At 64.6% G+C, this 16486-nt stretch carries 12 protein-coding genes and 1 pseudogene; 4 read left to right on the top strand and 9 right to left on the bottom strand.

Annotated features, from left to right (window positions below; genetic code table 11):
• Window positions 1-171: 171 nt before the first annotated feature.
• From ACFVTG_RS20860 to ACFVTG_RS20880, 5 genes are read right to left on the bottom strand one after another with little or no spacing between them, the layout of a single operon-like run.
• The gene (locus ACFVTG_RS20860; RefSeq protein ID WP_390282744.1) at window positions 172-1299 is read right to left on the bottom strand and encodes a siderophore-interacting protein; all 1128 of its coding nucleotides are present in this window, start codon (window positions 1297-1299) and stop codon (window positions 172-174) included.
• Window positions 1296-2135, bottom strand: coding sequence for an ABC transporter ATP-binding protein (locus ACFVTG_RS20865; RefSeq protein WP_284755736.1), 840 nt, complete (start codon window positions 2133-2135; stop codon window positions 1296-1298). Before ACFVTG_RS20865 ends, ACFVTG_RS20860 begins: the two co-directional genes overlap by 4 nt.
• Window position 2136: 1 nt before the next feature.
• Window positions 2137-3156, bottom strand: coding sequence for a FecCD family ABC transporter permease (locus ACFVTG_RS20870; protein WP_390282745.1), 1020 nt, complete (start codon window positions 3154-3156; stop codon window positions 2137-2139).
• Window positions 3153-4289, bottom strand: a complete 1137-nt coding sequence (locus ACFVTG_RS20875; RefSeq protein WP_390282746.1) for a FecCD family ABC transporter permease — start codon at window positions 4287-4289, stop codon at window positions 3153-3155. The genes ACFVTG_RS20870 and ACFVTG_RS20875 overlap by 4 nt, the downstream gene beginning before the upstream one ends.
• A gap of 13 nt (window positions 4290-4302) precedes the next feature.
• Window positions 4303-5373, bottom strand: a complete 1071-nt coding sequence (locus ACFVTG_RS20880) for an iron-siderophore ABC transporter substrate-binding protein (RefSeq protein WP_390282747.1) — start codon at window positions 5371-5373, stop codon at window positions 4303-4305.
• A gap of 549 nt (window positions 5374-5922) precedes the next feature.
• Between ACFVTG_RS20880 and ACFVTG_RS20885 the strand changes: the two genes are divergently transcribed.
• The gene (locus tag ACFVTG_RS20885; RefSeq protein WP_390282748.1) at window positions 5923-6417 is read left to right on the top strand and encodes an FBP domain-containing protein; all 495 of its coding nucleotides are present in this window, start codon (window positions 5923-5925) and stop codon (window positions 6415-6417) included.
• A 113-nt stretch (window positions 6418-6530) separates the two neighbouring features.
• Here ACFVTG_RS20885 and ACFVTG_RS20890 read toward each other — a convergent pair whose 3' ends face one another.
• From ACFVTG_RS20890 to ACFVTG_RS20900, 3 genes and pseudogenes are all read right to left on the bottom strand, one after another.
• Window positions 6531-10007 (bottom strand): ATP-binding protein, encoded by a 3477-nt coding sequence (locus ACFVTG_RS20890; protein ID WP_390282749.1) that lies wholly within the window; start codon window positions 10005-10007, stop codon window positions 6531-6533.
• A gap of 254 nt (window positions 10008-10261) precedes the next feature.
• Window positions 10262-10996 (bottom strand): annotated as a pseudogene (locus ACFVTG_RS20895) (DUF4194 domain-containing protein); the annotation flags it as partial.
• 70 nt (window positions 10997-11066) lie between these two features.
• A complete protein-coding gene (locus tag ACFVTG_RS20900; protein WP_390282750.1) occupies window positions 11067-12524 on the bottom strand; it encodes a DUF3375 family protein in 1458 nt (485 codons plus the stop codon).
• A 245-nt stretch (window positions 12525-12769) separates the two neighbouring features.
• On the opposite strand from ACFVTG_RS20900, the gene ACFVTG_RS20905 reads away from it, so the two are divergent.
• Together ACFVTG_RS20905 and ACFVTG_RS20910 are read left to right on the top strand one after the other, a co-directional pair.
• The gene (locus ACFVTG_RS20905; RefSeq protein WP_390282751.1) at window positions 12770-13072 is read left to right on the top strand and encodes a hypothetical protein; all 303 of its coding nucleotides are present in this window, start codon (window positions 12770-12772) and stop codon (window positions 13070-13072) included.
• 64 nt (window positions 13073-13136) lie between these two features.
• Window positions 13137-15089, top strand: coding sequence for an acyl-CoA dehydrogenase family protein (locus ACFVTG_RS20910; RefSeq protein WP_390282752.1), 1953 nt, complete (start codon window positions 13137-13139; stop codon window positions 15087-15089).
• Here the strand turns inward: ACFVTG_RS20910 and ACFVTG_RS20915 are convergent.
• Window positions 15086-15490, bottom strand: a complete 405-nt coding sequence (locus tag ACFVTG_RS20915; protein ID WP_390282753.1) for a YchJ family protein — start codon at window positions 15488-15490, stop codon at window positions 15086-15088. The genes ACFVTG_RS20910 and ACFVTG_RS20915 overlap by 4 nt on opposite strands.
• A 192-nt stretch (window positions 15491-15682) precedes the next feature.
• On the opposite strand from ACFVTG_RS20915, the gene ACFVTG_RS20920 reads away from it, so the two are divergent.
• Window positions 15683-16435, top strand: coding sequence for a hypothetical protein (locus ACFVTG_RS20920; RefSeq protein WP_390282754.1), 753 nt, complete (start codon window positions 15683-15685; stop codon window positions 16433-16435).
• The last annotated feature ends 51 nt before the right edge of the window (window positions 16436-16486 follow it).

A 16486-nucleotide genomic window follows, 5' to 3' on the forward strand; every position in this document is an offset into this window, starting at 1 on the left:
GCCCCCGCCACACACGCCGGGATCAACCTCCCGCAGACCAAAACACCCCAAAAACCAGCCCAGTGACTCCACACAGCTTGACAACTTTCGAGCGTTCCCGCTTTCGGCCGCATACGTGAGCGAGCGTCGGGGAAAAGGACGATATACGTGAGCGAGCGTCGGAGGGGCAGGTCAGAGTTCGGCTTTCCCCTTGCGCCAGTAGCCCATGAACGCCACCTGCTTCCGGTCGATCCCCACATCCCGGACAAGATACCGGCGTAGCTCTTTGATGACCCCTGCCTCGCCTGCTATCCAGGCGTAGAACGGCAAAGCGCCAGCGGGAAGGCCCGGGTTGCGGCTCGCTTCGATCGCGGCCGTGTCCATCCGCAGCGGCGTTTCCCACAAGATGTCCTGGTCAACGTTGACGTCTTCGGGCTCGGGGCCGGCGGCGCCGTCGAGCGAGACGATGCCAACCCACCCCGGGACGGGTACAGCTCCGCGGACGGCTTCCTTGAGCAACTCACCGTGGGGTCGGGACCGGCCGAGCGCCGCGCCGCGCGCGAGCCACGTGATTTCGATGGCGGCGTCTGTGGCGAGATCCTGGAAATCGCCGGCCTCGGGTACCTCAAGGAAGGCATGCCCTGTGATTTCCGCGGGCAGGGACTCCAGGATCGCGCCGATGGCGGGGACTGCTGTTTCGTCGCCGGCAAGGAGGACCCGTTGCGCCAAGCCGGGACGCCATTCGATGCCGGAGTATGTTTCGGCGGTGACGCAGTGGGCTGCCCGGTTGTTAGGGCCGATGATGGTGATCGAATCCCCCGGTTTCGCGGCGAGCGCCCAGTTGGCCGCAGGGCCGCCTGTCAGGTGAGCCGCACCGCCGTCGACGCCGGGCCGCGCCGCGCCGCCGCTAGCGCCGCGGGTGCCACCACCACCGCCGCCGTCGTCGTCGTCGAAGTGCATCACGAAGTCGACGTCGATTTCCGGGTAAACGGCGTCGAGCCTCTCGTTCCGCACCGTGTAGGTCCGCATCGATCCGCGCACCGCGGAATCCATCGCCAACCACTCTTGGTACCAACCGGCGTCGCCCGTGTTGAAGGCGGGCAACGGCAGTGGGCGACTGTCGCCGTCGAGCGAGGGAATCATGAGTTTGATGCGCAGGTCCAGGGTGTTCCCCGAAACCCCGAATCCGCGCAGGCAATATCCCCCGAAGGTGATGCGCCGGAAATTGGGCCCTAGATCCTCGACGGCGGTGACGGTAACGGCGAACGCCAGGGTCATCGGCTCCGTGATGGCGTTCCGCACAGCGGCGTCTGCATTCATGATGCGAACTCCAATTCGAGGGGTGTTGCGGGAGCGGCGGTGTGGTGGCGGCCGATCGGGAGAATGAGCGGGGTGCCCGAAATTGGATCCGGAACCACCCGGGCCTCCAAGCCAAAAACTTCGCGAACCAGGTCCTCGGTGACCACTGCGAGTGCGGGCCCTTCGGCGACGATTGCCCCTGCCTTCATGGCGATGACGTGGTCCGCGTAGCGCGCGGCCAGGTTGAGGTCGTGCAACACGATGGCCACGGTGGTTCCGCGGCTGCGGTTCAGATCGGTGACCAGGTCCAGCACCTCCACTTGGTGTGCCAGGTCAAGGTAGGTGGTGGGCTCGTCGAGGAGCAGGACGTCCGTCTCCTGTGCCAGGGCCATGGCGATCCATACCCTTTGGCGTTGCCCGCCGGACAATTCATCGATGTTCCGTTCAGCAAGCTCAAGAGTAGAAGTGGTCTCGAGTGCGCGCTGTACCGCGAGATCATGCAACGACAGGTCACCAGTCCTCCAACTGCGGAAGAATCCTTGGTGCGGATACCGTCCGCGGCCCACGAGTTCGCGGACGGTGATGCCGTCCGGGGCGAGGGGGTGCTGCGGAAGGAGGCCGAGCGTACGGGCGAGTTCGCGGGCCGGGCGGGAGTGGATGTCCTTGCCATCCAAGGTGACGACGCCGGTGCTCGGCTTCAAGAGCCTGGAGAGCCCTCGGAGCAAGGTGGATTTTCCGCAGGCGTTGGCGCCCACGATCATGGTCACTTTGCCTTCGGGGATATGCGTCGAGAGTCCTTCGACCACCCTTCGCTGCTCGTATTGGAGCGTCAAGCCGCGTGCGCTCAGTTGTGCCATGTCAGGCTTCCTTTCGGTTGGACGTGGCCAGGAGCCACAGCAGGAATGGAGCACCGAGGGCGCCGGTAATGACGCCGACCGGCAGGACGGTACCGGCCAGAATCAGGGGTGCCACGTTGTACGCGAAATAGTCGGCCGCGAGGACGATCCAGGCGCCAGTGAACGCCGACGCCGGGAGGCTGGGCCACCCGACAACCCGCCGCGCGATCGGCCCGGCAAGGAAGGCGACGAAGGCAACCGGCCCGGCAGCCGCCGTCGCCACTGCTGCGAGCGCGACGGCGGTGATCACCAGTCCGAAACGTACGGCGTTCACGCGGATTCCCAGTCCGGCCGCGGCGTCGTCCCCGAGTTCGAGCATGCGCAGCGGTCCGGCGAGGAGGGCCAGGGCGGGAACGAGCACCGCGAGCGAAGCGAGGAGGACGCCCACGCGCTCCCAATTGGCTGAATTCAGGGAACCGTTGAGCCAAATGAGGGCCTCGGAGGCTGTCCGGATGTCCGCCCGGGTCATGAGGAAGTTCACCACCGCCCCCAATGCGGCGGCGATACCTACTCCGGCCAGGATCAGTCGGTTGCCTGCCGCGTTCGCGCTCCTGCCGCCCGAGCCGCCGCGCGAAATGGCGTAGATGACAAGCGCGACGCCGATCGCACCAGCGAGCGCGGCTGCGGACACGGCGGCACCGGACGCGCCGAACACGACAATGGCCAGGACTGCCGCGGCGCTCGCACCGTAACTGATGCCGATGACGTCGGGGCTTGCGAGGGGATTGCGGAGCATGGTCTGGAAGAGCCCGCCCGAGAGGCCGAACGCGACACCGATCAAGATTCCGAGCACGGCCCTTGGCAGTTTGTTCTCCATGACGATGAAGCTTGCGCCCGGGATCTTCTCGCCGCCCGCCAGCTGGACCGCAATTATCCTGAAGAAATCGGGGATGGTGACCCTGTAGCTGCCAAGGAGCACGGTCACCGCAAAGAGGACCACGACGCCGGCACCAAGGAGTGCTGTCCTGCTGCGGGGGTTCATAGCGAGGCCCCTTTGCCCCGGCGGACGAGCCACACGAAGACGGGAGCACCGACGATTGCCGTCATGATTCCCGCGGGGACTTCGCCCGGCAGTAGCACCACGCGGCCGATCACGTCCGAAACCAGCAGGAGTGCCGGTGCGAGAACCATCGAGAACGGCAGGATCCAGCGGTAGTCCGGGCCCGTAAAGAAGCGCACGGCATGTGGAACCACGAGTCCGACGAATCCGATGGGACCAGCCAACGCCGTGGCCGATCCGCAGAGCAGCACGATTCCGAGCGCGGTGACGCCCCTGGCCAGCACCACATTCTGGCCGAGTCCGCGGGCAACGTCGTCACCGAGGGCCAGGCTGTTGAGGATCCGGCCGCTGCCCAGCATGATCAACGCCCCAAGCAGCAGGAACGGCAGCCCGGTCAACACCGCCGACCAGTCGTTGCCGGCGATTCCACCCACCTGCCAGAAACGGAAGCGGTCCAGGGTGTCCTGGCTCGAAACCAAGATGACGTTCATCAGCGAGTAGAGTCCCGCGCTCAGCGCCGCCCCCGCTAAAGCGAGCTTCACCGGCGTCGCACCGTCCCGTCCCATCAACGCAATCAGATAGACGACGACGGCGGCCGCGGCGGCGCCAACGAAAGCGAACCAAATGTAGCCGCTCGCCCCCGAGATACCGAAAAGGTAGATCCCGGCGACCACGGCCAGTGCCGCCCCCGCGTTGACGCCCATGATGCCCGGATCCGCCAGGGGGTTCCTGGAGACCCCCTGCATCGCGGCGCCCGCAAGGCCGAGGGCAGCTCCCGCGACGAGGCCGAGCACCGTGCGTGGAATGCGGGTGTGGACCACCGCGTGGTTGCCGTCATCGGGATTGAACTGTGTGAGTGCCTGCCAGACGGTTTCAATGGACATGTCCCTGGCACCGATCGCGAGCGAGGCCGCACAGACAAGCGCAAGCACGACGACGGCGGCCACCAGCCAGGTGGCGCGGTTGCCGCGTCCCCGGCCCCCGACGTCGGGCCCGGCCTTCGCGCGAACTGGCAGGTGTTGCCCTTTGGAGGCGATTTGACGGTCATGAGCTGCCAGTTCGCGCGCAGTTCCGCCCGCGGAAGGTGGGCCCGCCGTCGTCGTGCTCTGTGTCATGTCAGGCGTATCGCTACTTGGCGGCCGCGTCGGCGCCCTTGGCGAGCTGGGGCAGGAACATGTCCAGTGCCCACGGCAGGCTCAGGGGCGAGGATGCGGAAATCGCCAGGGTGAGGGTGTTGTCGGAGTCGGCGACCAGGGCGCCCTTCTTGATGGCGGGGATCTGGCCCAGCAGGGGGTCCTGCTTGATCTGGTCAGTGGTCTTGGAATCCGGCACCCACGTCACGAAGACGTCCGAGGAGAGTTCGTTGGCCTTTTCAGCGGACCACGGAACGAAGAATTCCTTGGAGCCCTTGCTGGCGTTCTGCACCACGGGGGCGAGCGTCATGCCGATTTCGGAGAGGAAACGCGGTCGGTTGTCGTTGGCTGTGTAGACGTTGACGCCGTCGCCCTTCGCAGGCTCAAGGTTGCCGTAGATGAACGACTTGCCGGCGAGCTGCGGGAACGCCGAAACCTTGTTCTTGATGGTGGCTTCCGTGTCCGAGACGAGCTTGGCTGCCTCCGGGGTTTTTCCGAGGGCCTTGCCGATGATGGTGGTCGCATCCTGCCACGACGTGCCATACGCGAGTTCGGGCTGCGCCACCACGGGGGCAATTTCGGAGAGCTTCTTGTAGTCCGCCTCGGTCAGGCCGGAATAGGCGGCAAGGATGACGTCCGGTGCCAGCTTGGCGATCTCCGTGAAGTTGATGCCGTCGGCCTCGGAGAACTGGGCTGGCGCCTTCGCGGTGCCAAAGCCGGCACCCAACTTCTCAAGCGCGGCGTCCTTCCAGGGGGTGGAACCCTTGCCGTTGTTGCCCCATTCGTTTTTCGGGACCCCGACGGGCACGACGCCGAGAGCCAAGGCGACGTCGTCGTTGACCCACGAGACGGTTACCACGCGTTGCGGTTGCGACTTGATGGTGGTCTCACCGAAGACGTTCTTGATAGTGACCGGGAACTGGCCGCTGGAGGCCGGCGTTGTCGCAGAACTGGCGGTTGTTGAGCCGGTCGAGCAAGCGGTGAGTGACAGTGCGACGGCGGCAAGGGCTGCGGTCGCTGCACCTGCGGTCTTCAGCAGGGCACGGCGTGAGGGGCGGGAAGCCACGGGACTCCTTAGGTAAGTGATGCAAACCTAAGTAAGGCTAGCCTACCCTTCGAATAATTACGAAACGTTTGCGTCGCGTAATTAATTCGCTTTGCTTGAGCCCCCGATGCTCGCTCACGTATCGCGGCCAAAACGCGGACGGTCGCTCACATCTAGTGAGCGACCGTCGTCAGTAAATGCCCCAAAAGTGAGCGGGCGTCAGGGCTCGCCGCGACTAGAACGCACGGGATCTTTTGGACACCGGGTACCGCATTTGCAAAGATGACAGAGCCGGTTGATTCAACGAACTGCCCAAGGCCGTGAAAGCGGCGAAGATCGAGAGGATGAGCATGCGCACTACACACGTTGGCGCTGCCATGGTTTGCGAGGTGGCCGTTTTGGCCTGCTTTGCAGCCCCCTCTGCGTCGGCCATCCCGCTCGGCGGTCAGGGGAACTAACCCCGCCGCCCCTGCACTAGAAGCACGCTAAGGTTCCTTTGCCGTGCCCTCGGATCGCCAGACGCCAGCGTCCTTGCTCTTCGGAGCCCACACGATCTGAAAGAACTTTGCCGTGCAGAAAATCACCGCTCAACAAATCCGTTCCGCATTCATCAATGCGAGCCGCTCGGAGGCCGCCAAACTCAGCCTCCCGAAGGACTTTGATTCCCTCGACTGGGCCAACCTCGAATTCCTTGGCTGGCGCGACGAAAAGATGCCCATGCAGGGCTACCTCGTCCTCCCGAACGATGATTCCCTCACTGGCATCATGCTGCGCGCACCCGAGGGAGGCTCCGGCAAGAAGCGCTCGGTCCTTTGCGAACTGTGCCGCGACGTGTTTTCCAAGGACGATGTCTATCTTTGGGTTGCCAAGCGCGCGGGCCAATCGGGTCGCGACGGCAACACCGTGGGGACGTTGATCTGTGCAGAATTCGGCTGCTGCGCCAACGTCCGGAAGGAGCCCCCAGCGAATGAGATCAATCCCGACCCGGCCGCCGTCGTCGTTCGCCAAATCGCCGGGCTACAGTCCCGGACCGCCAAGTTCCTGGGGCGGGTCCAAGGAAAGTAGCCGGTCCGCCGGCGGACGCTCGCTCACCTCATGTGAGCGAGCGTCGGCCGGAAACCGGACATAGGTGAGCGAGCGTCCCGGGAAAACCGGCGATAGGTGAGCGGGCGTCGGGGCTAGCGGAGCACGATGTCCACGGGGTTGGCCTCGGAACGCCATTCACCCGGCAGGCCCGGGGCGCCGATCACGGGAGCCGTGAGCACGCCGGAACGGTTGGTTCGCTTATCGCGCAGGATTTCCGTAACCGAACCAAGATGCCGGGACAGGTCGATGACATTTTCGGGCGCGGCCAGCAACAACTGGAAGCCGAACTCGTGCAGCGCCTTGATGCCCGCCCCGGCGAACTCCTCCGACGCCAGGACGAAGGCCTCGTCCATCATCACCGTTCCGTAAGTCGTGAAACCTTGCTCGGCGATGCCCAACTGGTAACTCAGGGCCGCCGCCATGATGAACGCCGTGAAGCGCTGCCGCTCGCCACCGGACATCGATCCGGTGTCTGCGTGCATGTACACCTCGGTCTTCTTGCCACCCCGCGGGCCTTGGACGGAGCGGTGCTCCTTGCACTGGATGAAAAGGTGCCCGCGGACATCCAGCACCTCAGCACGCCAGCGCCGGTCCTCAGGGGTCTGCGAGCCGAGCCGCTTGACCAGGGTTTCGAGCGACTTGTAACGGTTGGTGAGTTCGACGTCGTCGTCCGCCTCCGTCGAGGCTCCGGCACCCGAAGTGGCACCCGCCGCACGCGAGGGCCGGGTGTGTCGGGTCTTCAACGCGTTGTGGATAGCGTCCTTGAACTGCTTCGCAGTGCCGGGCAGGGTCTGCTTGATATCGAGTTCGAGGAAGCTGCCCTCATGGAAGTTGACCTCGGACAAAATGCCGTTGAGCGGCAGGATGCGGCTCGTGATCGCGCGACGTTCCTCGTCGAGCAAGTGCAGCAAGGTGCTGAACGATTCGTGCGTGCGTTGGTTGAAGAACTGCCGGAATTCGGCTTCCTGCGCGGGCAACCCTTCGCTGACGATCTGGTGGTAACGGGACTCGAACTCCCCCGCAGCACCGATCGAGGTGCCGTGGTCCGCGGAAATGGCGGTGCCCCATTCGCGCACGAATCCTTCGAACATCCGCGTCAGCCGCTCGGCCAACGCCTGCCCGCGCGACTCGGCGGCATGCAGTTCCGCCAAGAGCTTGCTCCGAACTTCGGCAGCCAGGGTGTCGAGTTCGTGGAGCTCGCCAACCTCGCCGAATGCGCTGAAGTACGGCTCGAGGGCGGTGACAGTAGCGCCCGACGGCGGCGCCTGGTCAAGGCGCTTGCGCGCGGCATCGAGGAGGGCGTCAGCCGTGGTCATCTGCTGGTCGAGCGTCTTGTATTCGCTCTGCAAAACCGCCGCCGACCCTGTGGAGGACTGGTGCCTTTCGCGTACGGCCTCGATGTTTGCACGCAAGGGTTCCAAGTCGGCCTGCGCGGCCAAGGCGTCCTTGAGCCGCTGTTCGATCTTCGCGAGCTCCTCGGCCGCCACCGCTGCGGAGACCTGTTCCCAGCCACGTTCGTCGTCGGCGATGCGGCGCAACGCTTCGAGCTGCCGAGTCATGCCTTGGTGCGAATCCTCGCGGCTTTGGGCGAGTTCGGCGGCCTTCAGAAGCTCGTTTTCGAGCTCGCCGACCTTCGCGGCCACAAGCTCCAGCTTGGAAGCATTGTCGAAACCGAGAACGTAGTCCTGCCGGCTCGTGAAGCGATCGTCCTTCTCCACTGTGTGCCTGTTGCGCTTGACCACACCGCCCAGGCTCAGGCCCTTGTCCAGCTTCGCGAGCTCGTCCGGATCTTCCACGCACGGGTAGGCGAAATCGAGGGCGATCCGCTCGCGGATCCATTCAGCTGCCTCTACGACGGAGTCGCCCCTCGCCCCCAAGGTGAGGATGTTCAGCTTGGTCAGCAGGTCGCCGTCGGACACGTCCTCCACAGCCAAAGCGCCGCCCGCGAGCGGTTTGGAGACGTCCACTGCCCGCAGCGCGCCGCGGACGGTGTTGTCGTTCAGGTAGCGCGTGACGGCGGCGAAGTGCTCGCCTGGAACCAGCAGCGTCGTGGCGAGGTTCCGCAAGGCGCGCTCGGCCGCGGGCCGCCACTGTTCCTCCCCCTCGGCGAGGTCTATCAGCTCGCCTCCAAAGGGCATGCGGTCCTCGGGAACGCCAGTGGCTGCGGCGATCGCGGCGCGGTTTTCAATGCTCGACGGCGGCAGCAAAGACTTGCGCGTCTTCAGCGAGACGAGCTCCTGCTGGGCCGCGGCGAGTTCGCGTTTCTTGGTCGCGTGGCCGTCGAAAGCTTCGAAGCGGAGTTCCCGCAGCGCTTCGGAATCGTCCTTGAGCTCGGCAGAGCGGCTCGCTGCCTGCTCGTGGGCCTGCTCCCACCCCTCAGCCGTCCACTCAAGGTTGAGTCCGGCGTCGGCCAATGCTTGGCGGGCCGACTCCTCCACCTGCTGCCGGAGCTTGAGGCCGACCCGGGCGTTTTCAAGCGACTGCTCGATCGCCGAAATCGCGTTCCCGCCCTGGTTGTTGTAATCCGATTCGAGCTGGCGAAGCTCCTTGGCGAGCGCGTCCCGCACGGCCCGCTCGGCGCTGAGTTCCTTGGCTTTCGCCTGGGCAAGGTCCTTGAAACGGGCCAAGGTCTTGGCGTGGACCGTGACCGAGAGCTGCTGCTTGTACGCGTCGAATTCCTCGCCGCTGAGCTCCCGGAGCCGGTTGGCCTCCAGCAACGACTGGGCATACTCCTTGTTCATCCCGGGCACGGGGGCCAGCTGGTCGCGCTGCTGGCGGACGTCCTCCAGCCGCTGCCTGATGGACATGAGGTTGCTGAATTCCTCGACGACGTCGTCCGCAGCAGTGAGCGTCGCGGGCGCGTCGAGCACCTGGTCGCGGAAGAACGTGTTGACGCTGCCGCCGAGCCCCTTACCGGCCTGGATCACACGCAAAAGCGGGAGCGCCTGGTCCGAGTTGATGCCGAGAAGCCGGCGGAAACGCTCCGCAAAGGCCTTGTGCACATCGAAGATCTGGGCGTCCGGGAATATGGTCTCCAGCGCGCCCTTCGTGAAGCGCTTCTCCGCGATGCCCTCAATGGCGCCGAGATCCAAGGGCTTGTTGTCAATGACGTAGAACCGGCCGACGCTGGACTCCGTGCCGTTCTTGGGCAGGTCGAAGAGGGCCGAGATGGTGATCTTGGTGCCGACCGCATTGTCGAACGTCAGGGCGACGGCGGACCACGTGGCACCCGGGCGCTGGAAGGCACTGGCCGAACCCTCGCCCACGGCCTTGTCGCCCACTTTTCCACGCATGTACGTGAACGTGGTCCTCTTGTCCTCCACAGCCCCGCCAGCGCGCTGCGCGGCAGCCTCATTGGAGCGCGGACGGGCATCGAAGACGCGCAACATCGCATCGAACAACGTCGACTTGCCGACTCCCGAATTTCCTGTCAGCAGCGTGCCGTTGCGGTCCACGTGCATCGTGTGGGCGCCATGGAACGTGCCCCAGTTGACCACCTGGACCAAGGCTAGGCGCATCTGGCCCGGGTTGGTGAGTTCGCCGATCGGAAGCATCGTCGCAATGGTCATTTGGCTGCCTCCTTGATGGTCTTGGGTGTTGTGGTTGCGTCAGTTGTGGTTGCGTTTGCCTCCGCGGTGGATGCCGGCTCCGCCCCTTCGCCGGACAGCATTCGTCCTCCGGACGATGCTGCCGGCTCCGGAAGCGGCAGTGGCCTACCCAACACTCGCAAGCTCGCGTCGGGGCCCTCGGCCAGTGCCTTAGATGCCACTCCCGGGCCGGCATCCACCGCTGCGGCGTGTTTGTCACCGCTGCGGTCAGTCACCGAGCCGTCCTCTTCCCCGGCGTCGGCGTCGGCGTCGTCGGACGGGTCGCCGTCGTCGTCCGGGTCTGTTAGTTCGATGAGGGGTTCCGTGCCTGATTCGTCGGCCGCTACGGCGATCAGGGCTTCGATTTGGGCTGGGATGTCGCCGATGTTTTCGAAGGGGAGAGCCAGAGGGAGGGCCTTGGAGATCGCGAACGTGTCTTCGATGCCCGTGGCCAGGAGGAGTTGGCGGGCCAGGAGTTTCGTTATGGTGCGGTTCACGACGTCGGTGTCGCGGAGGGCATCTTGTTGGCCGGATGGTTGGTAGTGCGCCACGAGTTCGGCGATTTCTTCGCGAGAGATCACCGGGTCCGTCTGGGCCGTGACATGGCGGTCGAGAAGGAGCCTCAGGCGCAGTAGGACGATGGTTTCCACACGGCTCAACGCGCGTTGTTGGCGAAGGATGCTTGAGCGGGCGCTTCCTCCGATAGCTTCGGGATCGACGGGCCGGAGCACCGCGATCTTGCGTTCGTGGTCGAGCTGCATGCTCAGGAAGAGCTCCGAAAGTCGGCTGCGGAGGATCACTTGGTTATCCAAAAGGGTAGTCCAGAGCTTTTCGTCGCGACCGCCGTCGACATAGGGGCCCTTGAGCAGCCGCACGAGGGCCTGCCGGACCTTCATGGGCAGCACGCCGGTGTCGCCCGGGAACAGCGCCGCGCCGTCGACAAACGTGTCGCGGGGCGTGACGCGGAACGGATCGGACTGGACATGCTGCGTTATGTCCGCTCCTTGCTCCGAAGAGGGGGCATGCTCGGTGGGGTGGGCGTCAGTCATCGGAATCCTTAGTCAGGGTCACGAGCGGCAGGTACGCGGTGCGTGTACTGCCATCGATTTGTTCGAAGTCGATGTTTTCCCAAGCGGCCCGGTCGAACGCCGCACCACCGTGCAGCGCTTCGGACAGGAGGGCCCGGACCGTGTTGATGTGCCGTTCTTCCTCCGGGAGGTTCGCCCAAGCCCCCGCCAGTGTCGAGGCACCCGCCATTGCCGAGCGGACGACGTCGGGCCTTGCTTTCGCGGAGCGCAGCGAACGCACGCGGTCCGAATCGCTGAAGGCGATGGGGTCGGCCAGCTTTGGCGGTGCCGCAAACTCATCCGGATCGAAGAGCTTGACCATGGCGAGCGATTCGAATCCCGCATTGAACAACACCGGACCGCGGACCAGGCCGGGACGGTCGCGTTCGTAGGGCATGGAACGGATAGCCTGTTCGGCTTCGCGCAGGACCTCCCGCAGCCTGACGGACTGGCGGATGTCGTCGCTCTGGATGTAGTTATTCAGGCTCTCGGACAACCGGCCGTAGATCCGCTGGATCTGGCTGTGCTGGGTGCGCAGTTCCGCCACGAGGTTCTTGAGGGTTTCCCGGTCCTCATGGCTGAGTTCGTCGGCAAATTGGCGGCTCAACACGTCACCGATTGCCGAACGGAACCGCAACTGTTGCTGCGGGTCCTCAAGGAACGCCGTGAAGGAGCGGAACGTGCGGCCTTCGGGGCTCTGCCGTAGGCGCTTGTCCGCCTCCAGGACCTGCGCCATGGTGGCGCCCTTGCTGAGCGACTCCTCGATGATCTGGTTGCGGAGCTCGCCGACCAGTTCCTCGATGCGGTCGCGCATCTTCTTGTAGTCTGCCGGCAGGCTCGCCGCAAGGTCCAGGATGTTCCCGGCTGCTTCGACGGCTTGCTCATCGTCCAAAAGACCGTCGAAGTCGCCGGAACTGATGTCTTCTATCAACTGCTGGCGCTCTTGGATCTCCTCTTCAAGGGATTCCAAACGGGCGCTTTGGTCCGGGTTCGTCTCGTTGGCGAGCTTTTCGACGTCGCCCAGCAGCGTTCCTAGCCGGGAACCATTGAGCGTGGAGCGTTCGCTGGACAGGCTGTCCAGGAATGCCAGGACTCTTGCGGCGGCCTCGGTGATTTCGTAGACGATCTGGCCGGACTGGCCGCGACGGGTCAGGAACTGCTTGCGGGTCCATTCGTCGGCGAAGGCCTTGCCGCTCCCCTGGCCGCCAAGCCCGGGATCCTGCCTGCGGAGCTGCTCGAGGAAAGCGTCGACGTCGGCATGGAACTCTTCGAGCGGAAGCTGCGGTCTTGTTCGGGTAAAGGATGCCTGGAGCACCGCGATGACCCAGGGTGCCGAGCGAGTGAGGGCCCACGCAGGGCCTTTGGTCAAGAGTTCGAGGTCCCTGAGCCGCGCACTGATGGCGTCGGCTGAGGACATTGCTGAGCGGGACACTTACTCTCCTTCAGCTGCCGCGGAACCTTCTGGCAGCGGAAATCCCGAAAACTGCCCCGTACAAGGTTAACGCAGGGTGCGCCGCAACCCTTCCGTGATCTACCTGCCGGTAGGGTTTCGATCGCGTATCAACAGGCCCGACGCCGGTGTTGTTGCTGGCTGAACCGCCGATGCCGACCCTAATGTCGACACCAACGACGTCGACGCTCCGACGTCGGCTTTGGCAGCGTTGCGGAGGGGACCCAATGCAGTTCGACTTAACGACCTTAGACACCAGCATCTATGTCTTCGTGGGAACACTGATCCTTGGGCTGGTTCTGGCAGCCTTCATCGCGGTAGCCGCCATGGCCACGCTTGCGTTGATCGGAGCGGGAAGCCTCGCTTGGTACACCGTGAAGAACGTGTTGGGTGGGCTGGTCCTCGGCATCAATTTTGCGTGGGATCAGTTGGTGCACCAGGCCGGAAAAGTGGAACTGCCGATGGAATTCCCATCGCAAACGGCCCCTAGCACGGGTACCTACCCGCGGGTAGCATTGAGGGACAGCTGAAGGGTCCGCCACCCGAGGCGGATCCTGGGCTCAAACCGGCACAACCGGCAAGAGGAGTCCTCCCATGACCTCCGCCACTGACAACAAGAGCAACGGCGTCACGGCCGCAGAAGCCCGCGCCGTCGCAGAGGCCGCCCGCGACACCGAATGGAACCGCCCGAGTTTCGCCAAGGGGCTGTACCTGGGAGACTTCGATCTTGGACTGATCCATCCCTGGCCCCAGGCAAGGGCTGAAGACGTCGAGCGCGGCGAAGAGTTCATGGCGAAGCTGACGGAGTTCTGCGGCACCATGTCCGGCCGTATGATCGAACGCGACGCCAAGATCCCGGACGAATACCTCGCGGGCCTCACCGAATTAGGCGTTTTCGGCATGAAGATTCCGCGCGAGTACGGCGGTTTGGGCCTGTCGCTGGTGTATTACGGCAGGGCGCTGGCGCTTTTGGGATCAGTCCATCCGAGCCTTGGCGCGTTGCTTTCGGCCCACCAGTCCATCGGCGTCCCGGAGCCGGTCAAAGTGTTCGGCACGCCCGAGCAAAAGCAGGAGTACTTGCCGCGTTGCGCCGCCGGCGCCATTACGGCCTTCTTGCTGACAGAGCCCGACGTCGGCAGCGACCCCGCCCGGATGGGCTGCACCGCAGTGCCAAGCGACGACGGCGAGTCTTACCTTTTGGACGGCGTCAAACTTTGGACTACCAACGGCGTGATCGCCGAACTGGTGGTGGTCATGGCGGTTGTTCCTGCCCGTACCGCATCCGACGGCACGTTACTCAAGGGCGGGATCACGGCGTTCGTTGTGGAGATGAACTCGCCCGGCATCACCGTGGAGAACCGCAACGCCTTCATGGGCCTGCGCGGCATCGAGAACGGCGTGACGCGGTTCCACCAGGTCCGCGTACCGGCAGCCAACAGGCTCGGCCGGGAGGGCCAAGGGCTCAAGATCGCGCTCACCACCCTCAACACTGGCCGTCTCTCCATCCCCGGACTGTGCGTGGCTGCGGGCAAATGGTCATTGAAGATCGCCCGGGAATGGTCCAACGCCCGCACCCAATGGGGCCGTCCGGTCGGAAAACACGAGGCCGTCGGCAAGAAGATCGCGTTCATCGCCGCCACCACCTTTGCCCTTGAAGCCGTCTTTGAACTTTCTGCCGAGATGGCCGATGCCGGTCAGAAGGACGTGCGAATCGAGGCTGCGCTGGCCAAGCTTTGGTCCACTGAGCTGAGCTACACGGTGGCCGATGAGCTGGTGCAGATCCGTGGTGGTCGTGGCTTTGAGACGGCGGATTCCTTGGAGGCCCGCGGGGAGCGGGCGGTGGCCGCCGAGCAACTGCTGAGGGACATGCGCATCAACCGGATCTTCGAAGGCTCGTCCGAGATCATGCGCCTGCTCATCGCCCGCGAAGCCGTCGACGCCCACCTTTCGGCCGCGGGCGAGCTCGCTTCAGCGGACGCAACGCTGCAGGAAAAGGCGCGTGCCGCCGTCGGCGCCTCAGGTTTCTACGCGAAATGGCTCCCTAAGCTCGTGGCCGGAGCAGGCCTGGACCCCCGGTCCTACAGTGAGTTCGGGCGTCTCGCGAAGCAACTGAGGTATGTCGAGCGGGCTTCGCGCCGGCTCGCCCGGCAGACGTTCTACGGGATGGGCCGCTGGCAGGCGAAGCTTGAATACAAACAAGCGTTCCTCGGCAGGATTGTGGATATCGGGGCCGAGTTGTTTGCCATGGCAGCGTGCTGCTCGCGGGCTGAGATGCTGCTGCAGACCGCACCGGAACAAGGTGCGGCGGCGTACGAACTTGCCGAGGCCTACTGCGAGCAGGCCCGGATTCGCGTGGACGGATACTTCGATCAGTTGTGGCGGAACACCGACGACGTCGATCATGAGTTGTCCTCGAACGTCCTCGCAGGTGACTATGCGTGGCTTGAGGCCGGAATCCTTGACCAATCCGAAGGGACGGGCCCGTGGATCGCCGACGCCACCCCCGGCGCCTCGTCGAAGGAGAGCCTTCACAGGAAGTACCGCTAGCCGACGTCGCCGTCTAGGTAGTACCAGCGCCGGTCGATCCGCAGGAAGCGGCTGTTTTCGCGCTGGACTCCACGTTCGCCGTCGGACCGGTAGTGCGCCGCGAACTCGACCGTCCCGTCCGTGTCCAAGGGACCGCCTTGGCGCGTCGCCAGAATGTCCAGCCGGCGCCATTCAATGTCCGGGTCCAGGTCCAGCACGGCAGGCCTGGTGTCCGGGTGCCACGTGCGCAAAAGGTAATCGCTGTCGAGGACCACAAAGGCCGAGTAGCGCGAACGCATGAGCTGTTCTGCCGTAGGCGCGTCGGCGTCTCCGCGGTGGAAGCGTCCACAGCACTCGGTGTACTGCTCCCCGGACAAACAAGGGCAAGCGCCGAGTCGGAGGCGGGCCGGATCGAGTGGCATTGAAGCCCTATCTGGAAGAGAAGGTGAGAGCTAGGCAACAAATTCTGTCACAGCAGATAACAGCTTCGAAACAACCTCGGCTAGCCGGACTTTGGCGGATGATTCATTCACATTTCGCCCTTAGGCTAGAAGACATGCCCGCAGACCTTCGGTTGCGGCGCTCACCTCACAACTCTGGCTCGGGGAGGCTACGTGGAGGATCCAACAACACTTGGCCTCAATCTGACCTTTTTTGGAACGCTCGGGCTGGCCTTGCTGATGTTCCTTGGTTTGGGCTTCCTGATGGTTGTCACCTTAGTGCTGGCCGGCGTTGCGAAGCTGGTTTCGATTATCCTGCTCGCGATGTTCGGGATCTTCCCGAAACGCGATGCCGTGCCGGTTGTGCACCTGCCCCCGCGGCCTCGGCGCGCGCCCGTCCCGCTTTCGGATTCCGAGGAATCGACGACGGCGGACGACGGCTTGCTGGGCGGAGGTCCCTTCGTCCCCGGGAAACCGCGTCCTGGAATCGTTGAGACCACCAGGTTGCTGTGGTCGGCGTCGTGGTCGGCTGTCCGGAACGTCCCTTGGAAGTCGCTGGTCAACCCACGGACGTGGCCCAAGCCTGCCCAGATCAAGGACGGTATCGCAGCCACAGCCACAACCCAGGCGAAGGAACATCCTTTTGTGGTCGCGATAAAGCAGGATCCTCCGGTCCTGAACAGCCAGTGGGCTGCCGCCGTCGCCGAGGCCGATGCCCGGGCTGCGGCACGCGAAGCTGAACGGGCCGGGGAAGCGTCAGCTTCAGACCCTGAACCGCCGACTTCCGAGGAACCCGCTGAAGGGAATGTAGCGGAGTCGTCCGGAACTGGCGTGCCGGTACGCGAACACCGGGGAGAACCACATGGCGGCAAACCCGTATCTTCCGGCCGTGTGACGGCCTCAGCAGGGTCCCGCCCCCGGGCCTAGCGCCCCGCAGTGCCCGGCTGACCCAATCCGCAGTGCCCGGCTGACCCAACT

The sequence above is a fragment of the Arthrobacter sp. NPDC058127 genome, assembly GCF_042884555.1.
In the GTDB taxonomy this organism is placed as follows: domain Bacteria; phylum Actinomycetota; class Actinomycetes; order Actinomycetales; family Micrococcaceae; genus Arthrobacter.